Consider the following 7889-nt stretch of genomic DNA (forward strand, 5'->3'; position numbering starts at 1 on the left):
TCCAATTGAGTGTGATAATTCCTGTTAGAAGTTGATTGTTTTTTTATTCTAGTGTACAGGTAAATCCACGAATTCTCAACTGGGGGTCTTTACATATTGTCTAAATGACGATAATTATCCAAAAGAAGCATCAATCAACTCCTGCATCTTGCCTTCCTTGGCATAGGGAACAGTGTCCACTTGTAGGAAGTTTTTCCGACTAATGGTGTCTGGCAGGGTGCCGAAGATAAACTCTAAGGCAATCTTATGAATGATAGCCGTTGGTGCAAAGCCATATACCTGATTTTCCAAGATATGTTTGAGCCGTTCATTCCCATCAGGATAGGCCTCCTGTAAGCCTTGGCTATTATAGAGACGCTTAACTAATTCCGTGATATACAAACCCGACTTCATATAGAGGTCAATAAAGGTCTTAGTCGGATCATCAAAGATACCGGGATTTTCCTTTTCCAGCTCATCCACCATCTTCCGAACGACTTTCTTGGGAGTATAGATTTGATTGGTTTTCTGAGGGGGAATATAGTCAAAGATGTCTTCAGTCTTCTCTTCAAAATAATTGGCCAGCTCTGCTTTTTTCCGTAAAAATTCTTGGATAGCCTGATCGAAAGTCGGCTGGTCAAAGAGGTGGCCAGCAAATTCAGGACCACCATCACGCAGGTAGCGGAATTGATTGAGATTGATACCTGTCACCTCGATAAAGACCTCATCTGGTACATAAGTATCAAAATTAGCCAAGGTCAACTGCTCATCTCCATAAGCCATGATGAAACTTGGAATGGTCCGTGCAAAGCCACGCAAATGCCCACGAATCTCTTCCTCAGCCTGAGCTTTTGTCCGCTCACGCTGTTTGACTTCCTGTTGCTCGACCAAATCACGAGGCAAGTCCTGCACCTTTTCCGCCAGACGCTGACGCAACTCAGCCTGATGGGCTTCTCGGGCTTCTACTTGCTTAGCTTGATAAGCCTGCTCCAACTCTGCTTTTTCTAGATCGTCTACTGTTTCCTTCAAGGCTTCTTGGAACTCTTGCTCCAAGTAAGCTTGTTGGATGTCAAATTCTTTTTCGCTTCGTTGGATGACGGTTTCAATCTCAGTGTGAATCTGTTTCTCCAGTTGCTTGCTCTCACGGTTGGTCAACTCATAGCCAGCCGTCAGCTCTTCAACTAAGGTCGCAGACACTTCTTTCTGAACCGTTTTGACAAAGGTCTTATCAACAGCCTCTATCTGGTCAACCATCTCTTCCACCGTATCCAACAAGTCATAGACTTTGGTCCCAAAGAGAACTTCTTGTCGATTGATGACCAGCTCCTCAGCCACCTGAACCTGACCTTCTTCATCCACTTCAATATCTGGAAATTCCAGCGTATCTGGAGATTGACTGATTTTCCCTTGTTGCTCCACTGGGAGTTCGTCCAAGATGTCCAAGACCATCTGACTGGCACGGAAAATGCCTGCAATGTTATCAAAGAGGAAGTTAGACATAAAGCCCCGCTTAATGACCTCTGCTGCGCGAATCTGGCTTGGAATGGTCATGACTGCCTGAGCGTCAATTTCCACCATTTTGCCTTCTCGGTCTTCTGCGATAACGGGGAAGAAATTGAGCAGGTTACGGATATTGTCCTCTCTGGTTTGACTGGTACCTGCACCGCCCACTGTTGCTAAGCTGAGATTGTTGGCAAAGTCGCTAAAGAGGGACAAGGTGCGCTCCGGTGCAAAATCGAAGACATAGGCCCGTTCTTTGCGGTAGACCTTGTCTCCCTCTACCCAACTGTAGGGATTTTGAGCACGAAAGGCGGCCTGCATATAGAGAGCCGGAGACTTAAGGTTGCTTAACATCAATACAGCCGTCCACTCTGGAATAGTCACACCTGTCGTCAGCTGACCGACAGATAGGGTGATGGTGTAGTCATTTTCAGCTATGGCCTTTCTAACCAGGTCCAGAGATTTTCTGACCGCTTCCTGATCCTCACTTTCGCGTTGACTGGTTGAGCCTGCTGCTAGCACAATCTTATAGCGGTCAAAGGTAGGATGGTCTTCCAACAAGTCTTTCAAGGCCTTGGCAGAGGCAACACGGTCCAAAAGCCAAAAGCTGTGCTTGATTTCTCGACGTAATTCCCTGGTTGAAAATGGGTATTTTTCATTGGAAGTCAGGGTATTCAACCACTCTTTGACTTCCCTTTCATGGATAAACTTGCCAGATTCATTGGTAGCGAAAAATTCATTCAAGTCAAAGGCAAAATCAACCGTTTCGCTGCCAAAATCCGCACCAGCACTGACCCTATCCGTAATCATCTTGGACATCTGATAGGTGAACATGTTGAGCTGAGGAAGACTTTCATAAGGATTTTCTTGCTCAGAGGTCGCTAGCCAATTCTGCTTGGCAGCCTGTTCATCCGCATAGGACCAGTTGTAAATCTGGTCTTCTGTAAACTTGCCCTTAGCCAAGGCTTTAAAAGGCGTTCCTGATAGATGGAGGGTGAAGTTGCGCTGGATTTGATTAAAGGCAATATCTGTTTTGAGGGTGTCAATTCCCTCATGGGCCTCGTCTATGACCAGCAAATCCCACTGGGTTTGTCCTACCCACTGGAGCTTGTCATAGGCACCACCAAAGTACTTGGACCCTTTGAGGTCTTGCAGACTTAGAAAGGCAATCTCCTTGATATCTTCTCCGGTGAAGAGTAGTTTTTTGAAATCCTCCCGTGATAAGGTCGGTCTGCCTCGAAGGGAATCCGACTCAGAGACGAACTTGTAAGAAGTTGAACCTGCAATAAACTTATGAAAATCATCAAACCAAGAATTGGCAATGGCTGGGCGGTTGGTCACAATCAGGACACGGTCGCAATTGAGGCGTTTAACCAAGTCATAGGTTGCCAGGGTCTTGCCAAAGCGCGGCTTGGCATTCCAAAGAAACTCCCTCTTGCGGGCATCATGATTGGAGGCTATATAGGCCAAGGTCTGCTGGACAGCCTCTTCCTGCTCCTGTCTGAGCTGGTAGTCTGCCTTCTCCCCGGGCTGGTAGCCTGAAACATCATGACGGACAAACCGGTCAAACAAATGGCTTGCCTTTTCAGGATGACCATTGAAATAGAACCACTCCGTCTTTGGACGGCGCTCAATGGCATGGAAGTTCAAAAACTGGTGAAAATCGTGGTCTTTAAAAGGCTTGCCCTTGTCTGGCTCTTCGATATATTTGGCCTCTTCTTGCCACAAAATCGACGGCTCAATCCCCGCCGTATGGGTCTGCTCCTTAATCCTCTGCTCCACCTGACGTTCCGTATAGCCAATCTTAATCCAGCCCTCATTGTTGGTCACATGGGGCGTCGTGTAGGCATAGATTTTCGGAGAAATCTCTTCTGAAGTTTTAATCAAAACGGACATAGATTACCTCTTGTTTGCATTAAATCTTAATCATTTGTAATCGTTTGGTTTGTATTAGTCGTGTTAATAAGTTCTTTCCGTGATCTTTATTATCTAACGTTTGCCCATACTTCTCAATCAATCGCGAGATTGCCATAATTTGTTCATGCTCAATCTCCTGACTTCTTTTTTCGTCATAAACACTATAAAAGAAAATGAGGCTAAGGTTGGGGTTAGCATAAAGATCATAATAATCAAACAACTGCTGAAAATAGGCATAATCCGCTTCTGCCAGAGAATGGCCATAGAACTTAATAGTTTGGATATCTTTTGTATAAATATCACGACCCTCACCAATTTTTTCAAAACCTTGTGTATAGGATTTTAATGTACGATATGTCTTTGTGAATCGATATTCCAATTCACTAGCTTGAAACAATGAATGATCCACACCAAAAATAATATTTGAAAACCTCAAACCTTCTTTATTCGGGATTTTACCATGTACATCCAAAAATTTTACTGGAAAGAATTTAGCCCGAGTCAAGTGAGACCATAGTGATGAGTAATTGAAACTAAGTAAATGATAAGGAATTGGGACAGCAGTAAACATATCCTTTTCTGGATCCACCATTCTTCTCAAAAGAGTGTTTATTTTTTCATCATAATTTGGAGTTTCAGACAATCTATATCGTAAAAAGCATTGAAAGTCATATTCCAATTCATTTAATTCATGTAGCAAAACATCTGCAACTAAAGACTGAATATCCTCTAATTCATATTCAACAACATTATCATAGATTTCTTTAATCTTCTGATAAGATTCCGTTTCTGGAAGTTGTAAAAAAACCAAATCTTTCTTTACCAACACATATGCCAACTTTGCAATAAAATTTGTCTGACTCCCCTGCATACTTGGAACTCTGTAGACCGTTTGCTTTCCAAGGGAAGCTGATTTTCTTTTCTTGGATTTAATGACACTTGCAATATTATAAATGAGATGTTCTTCTTTCAAATAATGAGCAATCATACTTTCAACATTTGACCAATTTCGATTTTCCAACATTTTTTCATGTAGAAAAATTTGATACCAAATATTTACAAACGAATAAACTTCTTTTCCACTATGCTCGAACCAATTAGTGCTATAAAAATCAAATCTATTCTCAAACCTATCAGCTACAATACTCAAATCAATTTCTTCTGTATCGATAGATAGCTCACTTTTTTTCTGCAAAAAAACATATTTTAAAAAGTTTTCATATGTCGTTTCGAGACCACATTGTAAATCCAGACCATTCCCAACCACAAATAATTCAGTAGCTACTTGCTGATTGTCTGTCATCAGTCCATCTCCCTAACGTTGGATTCAATAAAGTCAATCTCTTCCTGAGAAAGACCATATTTTTTATACAACTGCGCGTCAATCTCCGCCACCGACTGGGACCAGTCGATGTCCGAGCTTGACGTAAAATCTTGGAGAGGGACTTTTGCCCAAATTGGAGCAGGGTTATGTTGCGTCTGTTTTAACACACCTAACAATGCCCGTGAAAATTTCGTCTTAATATATTTTAAACACGCTTCAGCCTCTAATTTCGTATTGAAATCTCCAATGGAAATAAACGTCTGAGTGTGCCCGATTAGGGGTTCCCCGATTAGGGGTTCCCCGATTAGGGGTGTAGAGAGCACTTCACCAATTGCTCCGCTACCATTTGATTCAGGAACAAATATTTTATAGCTTTCTATATTTTCAGGTCCTTTGACAAAATCTCTCCTAATAAATTTATATGCCCTTTGTTTCTTGTAGAGGCCCAAAATTTGCATATATTCATTATTATCATTCGGCTTTTTATCAAAAAAGATTACATTCTCTAGTTTATCAAGAACGTTAGACCGCAAATCAAAAGTCTTACTAGCAAGTTCGACTACCTCTGGATGAGTTTCTCTGAGCTTTTCAGTGAACTTATGACTGAGCGGATTAGTAATCAATGATGAGATATTACCATGACTGTTGCTATCTACTTTTTTTACAATACTCCTCAATTCATCAAACGGAATAAATAGTTCGATTGCACCAAAATTCTTGTGAATATCTCTATAGCCGATTGCAACTCCACCTTTAATGTCTGTACCAGGAAAAACTTTACTAGAATCTTGTGAATAAAATAGAATTTTAAAATGTTCATCATTAAGCATTTTCTCATGCCAAATTTTGGGTAGTCTTCCCGGAGAAAATAAATACCTTCCTGGTGTAATTAGTGCTACTTTATCCGCAATTTTATAGGATTCCTCCATAAATAAATGATATATTGCAGGGGCATAAGTATCATTTTCACCAAGTGTATTATCCTGATACGGTGGGTTTCCAATTACAACATCAAATTTCATAGGGGGTTCTCCTTGTGATAGACACTCAAAATCTATCAACTCATTTGTTTTCCAATCTTTGATTTGTGCCTTTTGGGGCTGGCTGGTCTGCTCCGCTATTTCCTCAAAAAGGCTAAGCTGAACAACATCTCCCGCTTGCTGGGAGTAGGGGACAGTGTAGGATAGACCGTCCATCTGCAGGACATTGTAGGAAATAATCTGGGCAATGGTCTGTTTCTGGCTGGGGCTAGGCTCCTGGGCAAACTTGGCCTGATAGTAGTCTGTGAAGCTGGCAAAGAGGTTTTCACGCGCCAAGAGGAGGGAATCCCCCTGAAACTCATAGCCGTAGGCGTTCTGGTAGGCGGTCACTGCTCCTTGGAACCAGGATTTTTCATCATGGACTTCCTGGGACAGGCGGTGGAGCTTGCGATCCAAAAAGCCGACCCGCTCTTCTAAGGCTAGGGCTTGTCCCGTCACGGTGTCGTAGCGAGAGACCATGTAGGGTGCTTCCCCACAAGTGATTTCCAACCATTTGAGGTTGAGGTAGGCTTCTAGGTCAAGGGCTTGGAAGTCTTGGTCAACGGCATCCACCTGCTTCTTGACCAACCAGGTCGGTGTGAAAACCTCGGCCCGAACCTTGGTACGGTCTTTTTGCTCGTACTTGGACTTTTCAGAGCGCGGCTGGATCAGATTGGCATAGGCTCCCGTTACCTTACTAGGAGTAATTCGGTCATAGGCACCGAACCCTTTTCCCAATAACTCATATGAATGGGTCGCCCAAACGATGGACTTGTTGGTCGTTCGGTCTTTCAAGAGGGTTCTCAGAAGACCAGAGGACTCTCTCGCTAATGTTTCTTCGCTAATATCTATGGTCGTCATAAGGCACCTTTTCTTCTTATTTGCTTTCTATTATACCATTTCTTTACAAGTAATAAAATCGTTTTCATGTGAAGTGAAAAATTATGATTCTTTTTAATATCACAACCTTAAAACATCACAGCCAATCCTTGAAATAAAGCCTATAATGAAAAAAGTGGTTATCGACTTGGGCTCTATAATTTCTGTAGTGGGTAAAACCACCGTGGAGATTATGGAGCCTTTTTGAGTGTAGAAAAAAAGTCCCATATGACCTATAATGAAAAGCGTTCAAACTATCATTCTAGAAAGGTTCATATGGAACAACTAAATCTTATCACAAATTTTCTCAGAATTAAAGACAAAAATATCACTATCACTGATGAATATGATATGGGAACTCACTTAGAACTCCACGGTCACTTGGATTACCCAGCCCCTAAATGCTCAAAATGCAAGGGACAAATGGCCAAATACGACTTCCAGAAAGCCTCTAAAATCCCCTACCTAGAAACTGCTGGCTACCCGCTACTTATCCGCCTTAGAAAGCGTCGCTTCAAGTGTAAAGATTGCGGAAAAATGGCTGTCGCTGAAACTCCTCTTGTTAAGAAAAACCACCAAATCGCTGTCGCTGTTAACCAGAAAATCGCTCAATTACTCATCGAAAATCAAGCAATGACACATATTGCACACAGGCTATCTATCTCAACCTCATCAGTTATGAGAAAACTCAATGAATTCAAGTTTGAAACAGATTGGAACACCTTACCTGAGGTAATGAGCTGGGACGAGTATGCCTTCAAGAAGGGGAAGATGAGCTTTATCGCACAAGATTTCAACTCCCTAAATGTCATTGCCATTCTGGACGGAAGAACTCAAGCAACCATCCGAAACCACTTTCTACGCTATCCTAGAAAGGTTAGAAATCGGGTCAAAGTCATTACCATGGATATGTTTAGTCCCTATTATCATCTTGCTAAACAACTTTTTCCCAATGCAAAAATCGTACTCGACCGCTTTCATATTGTTCAACACATTAGTCGTGCTATGAACCGTGTTCGTATTCAAATTATGAATCAATTCGACAGAAAATCGCAGGAATACAGAGCCTTGAAACGCTACTGGAAATTGATACAACAAGATAGCCGTAAACTCAGCGATAAACGATTTTATCGCCCTATGTTTCGAATGCATTTGACTAACAAGGAAATACTGGAAAAACTCCTGTCTTTCTCCGAGGAACTACGACAGCACTATGAACTCTATCAACTTCTCTTATTCCATTTCCAAGAGAAAAATTCAGATCATTTCTT

General features: G+C 41.9%; 4 protein-coding genes. 1 reads left to right on the forward strand and 3 read right to left on the reverse strand.

The features are described 5' to 3' along the window. Positions 1-114: 114 nt before the first annotated feature. From C1E99_RS13145 to C1E99_RS13155, 3 genes are read right to left on the reverse strand one after another with little or no spacing between them, the layout of a single operon-like run. Complete coding sequence (locus C1E99_RS13145; protein WP_105207748.1) at positions 115-3375, reverse strand: DEAD/DEAH box helicase family protein; 3261 nt, start codon at positions 3373-3375, stop codon at positions 115-117. 19 nt (positions 3376-3394) lie between these two features. Beyond that, positions 3395-4699: an AbiH family protein gene (locus tag C1E99_RS13150; RefSeq protein WP_105207749.1), complete on the reverse strand. Its 1305-nt coding sequence runs from the start codon at positions 4697-4699 to the stop codon at positions 3395-3397. Further along, positions 4699-6600 carry an Eco57I restriction-modification methylase domain-containing protein gene (locus C1E99_RS13155; protein ID WP_105207750.1) on the reverse strand — a complete coding sequence of 634 codons (1902 nt, stop codon included), beginning with the start codon at positions 6598-6600 and terminating at the stop codon, positions 4699-4701. The genes C1E99_RS13150 and C1E99_RS13155 overlap by 1 nt, the downstream gene beginning before the upstream one ends. A gap of 294 nt (positions 6601-6894) precedes the next feature. Between C1E99_RS13155 and C1E99_RS13160 the strand changes: the two genes are divergently transcribed. Then, positions 6895-7889 (forward strand): ISL3 family transposase (locus C1E99_RS13160; protein ID WP_193441825.1); only part of this gene is annotated, 995 nt, incomplete at its 3' end.

This window comes from Streptococcus suis (assembly GCF_002964045.1).
GTDB lineage: Bacteria > Bacillota > Bacilli > Lactobacillales > Streptococcaceae > Streptococcus > Streptococcus suis_U.

Excerpts from the sequence above, each read along its gene's own strand:
- C1E99_RS13145 (WP_105207748.1), bottom strand. The coding sequence starts at position 3,375 with ATGTCCGTTTTGATTAAAACTTCAGAAGAGATTTCTCCGAAAATCTAT.
- C1E99_RS13150 (WP_105207749.1), bottom strand. The coding sequence starts at position 4,699 with ATGACAGACAATCAGCAAGTAGCTACTGAATTATTTGTGGTTGGGAAT.
- C1E99_RS13155 (WP_105207750.1), bottom strand. The coding sequence starts at position 6,600 with ATGACGACCATAGATATTAGCGAAGAAACATTAGCGAGAGAGTCCTCT.